This window comes from Methanoculleus sp. UBA208, from assembly GCF_002498065.1.
Classification (GTDB): domain Archaea; phylum Halobacteriota; class Methanomicrobia; order Methanomicrobiales; family Methanoculleaceae; genus Methanoculleus.
Genome location: NZ_DAFZ01000026.1, coordinates 26,067 through 28,274, shown reverse-complemented (window position 1 = coordinate 28,274; position 2,208 = coordinate 26,067). Strand labels below are relative to the sequence as shown.

The window sequence follows — 2,208 nt, the reverse complement described above, 5'->3', positions numbered from 1 at the left end:
GGGGCGGCGCAGGGCACCAAGTACCTCTATGGAAGTCCGGATCTGTCGGCAACGATTTCCGGCACCAATGAGTTCGCGCCGGGCGCCGAGACCAATCTCGCGGTTATCATATCCAATAGCGGTCTGAATACCCACAAGATCGTCGGTTCGACGCTCATCACCCCCGATGACCAGCCGAACACCGCGAAACTGGTTACCGTAGCGCTCAAGGGCACCGATACACCGTTCACCGTCAAGACGGATCCCCAGTTCTTAAGTGACATCATGGGCGGGGCCGCCGCGACCGCCACGTTCGAGGTGAAGGTGGCGGATTCCGCGGAACCGGGCACCTACGTGCTGCCGCTCGAGGTCACCTACACCTACCTTGCGGATGCGGAAGAGTACGGGAGCGATCTCCTCCGCTACAACTACCAGAAGAAGACCGAAACCCTGCCGCTCACCGTGCGGGTCACGCCCGACCTCCAGGTCGAGGTCCTCGACGTGCGGTCCGAGTCGCTGAACGTCGGCACGGAAGGCTACGTCTACCTGACCCTGAAGAACATCGGGCACGACACGGCGAACAACGCCATTGCAAAGGTCACGAGGAACGGCGCGAGCCCGCTCATCCCCACCGACGGCAGCGCCTACGTCGGGACGTTCGAGCCGGGAGAGACGGTGGACGTGAAGTTCAAGGTCTCGGTCGCCGACACCGCCGAACCAAAGTCCTACCCGCTGGACGTCGCGGTCACCTACGAGGATTACGAGGGGACGTCGGTGACCTCCCGGTCGGCGACGATTGGCCTTCCCGTCGGCGGCAAGATCGCCTTCGAGGTCGTCTCGCCGGAATCGACGCTCTACCTGGGGCAGAAGAGCATCCTCGAGGTTGTGTATAAGAATGTCGGGGCGGCGACGGTCTACAACGCCCAGGCCCGGATCAGCGCCGTCGACCCCTTCACCAGCAGCGACGACACCGCCTTCCTCGGCGACCTTGCCCCGGGACAGACCGCGACGGCACGGTTCGAGGTGAACGTCGACGGCGACGGCACCGAGAAGAAGTACGGGATCGACTCCGAGATCCGCTACCGCGACGACCTCGACAACAGCAAGATATCGGATACGATGAAAGTAACGGTCGCGCTCGAGCGGAGAGAGGGCGCTATCTTCACCAATCCGGTCTTCCTCGTCGCCGTTCTGGCCGTCATCGCAGGAGCAGGGTATTATATATTCGTGTACCGTAAGAAACAGAGATGAACGGGTACTGGGACGGACCTAAACCGGAGTCGCAGACAAGGACAATCGAGGAGATGCGCGAGGTTCTCGCAGATCCCGGCTGCACCTCCGATCAGCCCCTCTATTTTATGTACCGCGATCTCGCGAAAAGCGAGAGCGACCGGGAGTGGCTCCGGCAGCACCACGTCCGCTACGATATCACCGTCATTCCCGCCCGGACCCTCTGCGGGGAGTACGTCAAGACGAAGGGGCACTACCACACCGAGAACCCGGCAGGAGAACTCTACCCGGAGATCTACGAGGTGCTCGAGGGGACGGGCCACTACCTCCTCCAGACCCGCGATGCCGACGACGTGGTGATGATCGAGGGGACCGCCGGCGACAAGATCCTGATCCCGCCGGGATACGGCCACGTGACGATCAACCCCGGAAGGGAGGATCTCGTGATGGCGAACCTCGTCTCGTCGGAGTTCGCGAGCAACTACGGCCCCTACGCGGAACTGCGGGGCGCCGCCTACTACGAGATGGAGGGCGGGGCGCTCGTGAAGAACCCGCGCTACCCCGACGCCCCGCCGGTGCGCTACTGCGACCCGGTGGAGGTCCCGGAACTCGGGATCGAGAAAGAGGTCGGGCTCTACGACCTGGTCGGGCGGCCGCGATCGGTCGCGTTCTTGAACCATCCCGAACAGTTCATGGAGATCTTTTCTGACGTGACCGGCGGATGTCTTGTGATGCGGTAGAGGGAGCGGGGGTGGCGTCTCGGACGGCACTTAAATCCAGTTCTTTTTGCGACGTCGTGTAATCCATACACGAATTTCCACTTGATTATACACCTTCAGCCAGTCATAGGTTCAAGAAATTCGGTTTTCTCCAGCGATGTCCCATAGGGGCATCGCCTATCGCCATAGACTGCCCCCGCCCCCTGGGCGGGGAACGACGCTCCGCTAGGAGCGGAGTTCGAGCACCGTCAGGTGCGGAGGAGGAGGCCGAAGGCCGGGT

General features: G+C 62.3%; 2 protein-coding genes. Both read left to right on the top strand.

All coding sequences use genetic code 11. The features are described from left to right. The coding region (locus tag BRA62_RS02140; RefSeq protein ID WP_292364471.1) for a COG1361 S-layer family protein at window positions 1–1,230 on the top strand (1,230 nt) is incomplete at its 5' end. Beyond that, a complete protein-coding gene (locus BRA62_RS02135; RefSeq protein WP_292364470.1) occupies window positions 1,227–1,949 on the top strand; it encodes a glucose-6-phosphate isomerase family protein in 723 nt (240 codons plus the stop codon). The genes BRA62_RS02140 and BRA62_RS02135, both read left to right, overlap by 4 nt. Window positions 1,950–2,208: the final 259 nt, after the last annotated feature.

What these genes read in the sequence shown, in the direction of transcription:
- BRA62_RS02135 (WP_292364470.1), top strand. Translation starts at nt 1,227, where the DNA reads ATGAACGGGTACTGGGACGGACCTAAACCGGAGTCGCAGACAAGGACA.